The organism is Halorubrum sp. SS7, assembly GCF_005435055.1.
Classification (GTDB): Archaea; Halobacteriota; Halobacteria; order Halobacteriales; family Haloferacaceae; genus Halorubrum; species Halorubrum salinarum.
Window position 1 is genome coordinate 1 of the sequence record NZ_SGXV01000182.1, and the last position, 416, is coordinate 416.

Consider the following 416-nt stretch of genomic DNA (forward strand, 5'->3'; position numbering starts at 1 on the left):
CGTCCCGCTCGATCGCGACGATCAGCGTCTGTCCCCCGATGAGGTCCGCCTCGTCCGCCTCCCGAAGCGTCTTGCCGGCGATCGGCGCGTCCGGACCGACGCTGATCTCGAACACCTCGGCCTCCTCGCCGATGTGCATGAAGTCGACGACCGACGGCCGGCTCACGGCTCGATAGAGGTACTCCGCGATCAGGCTCTGCGGGTTCTGCATCGTGTTGACGCCGATCTGCTCGAACACGTTCATGTGCTCTGGGTTGTGGACGACGGAAACGATGTTCGGGACCGAAAGCTCCTGAGCGAGGAGACAGACCATGATGTTCGTCGCGTCCTGATCGGTCGTCGAGATGAGGGCGTCGGCACGGTCGGCACCGGCGTCTTGGAGGGTCTCCTTCGAGGTCGCGTCGTCGTTGATCACG

General features: G+C 64.2%; 1 protein-coding gene. It reads right to left on the reverse strand.

Annotated elements, in window-relative coordinates; translation table 11 throughout:
- A partial coding sequence (locus tag EXE44_RS17490; RefSeq protein WP_241991882.1) for a TrkA family potassium uptake protein occupies positions 1 to 416 on the reverse strand: 416 nt, incomplete at both ends.